The organism is Peribacillus sp. SIMBA_075, assembly GCF_046534585.1.
This window is the reverse complement of the sequence record NZ_JAWRYN010000229.1, coordinates 1-357: the sequence shown is the minus strand read 5'-3', so window position 1 is coordinate 357 and position 357 is coordinate 1. Positions and strand designations below refer to the sequence as shown.

At 47.6% G+C, this 357-nt stretch carries 1 protein-coding gene; it reads right to left on the bottom strand.

Going from position 1 to position 357, the window contains the following annotated elements; all coding sequences use genetic code 11:
- Window positions 1-257, bottom strand: a 257-nt coding sequence (locus SB775_RS27990; RefSeq protein ID WP_410864417.1) for a serine hydrolase domain-containing protein, incomplete at its 3' end; no start/stop codon positions are given.
- Window positions 258-357: the final 100 nt, after the last annotated feature.

The window sequence follows — 357 nt, the reverse complement described above, 5'->3', positions numbered from 1 at the left end:
GGATCATGAACGGAGAGCTTACCTGTTTCTTGAAGCTGCATGATCGCGACACATGTAAACACCTTGGTTACCGAACCAATCCCAAATACGGTATCCGCAGTAACGGCCTGGGCATCATCCGTGTTATCTGTGAGACCAAACCCTTGAAAATAGCTCAGTTCTCCATTCTCTGCCAGTCCCACGGATGCTCCTATGATCTTTCCCTTTTCAAGCAGCTGCTTTGCATACTCTTCAAATGATTGGACCCATTTTGCCACGTTCCTTCTCCCCTTCACTCATTATCTATGTCTGACGGAAGGCTGTTACGAAACCTCTTGCTCTACGGTCTGAAAGTCGCTGAACGAATGGCGTATTTGC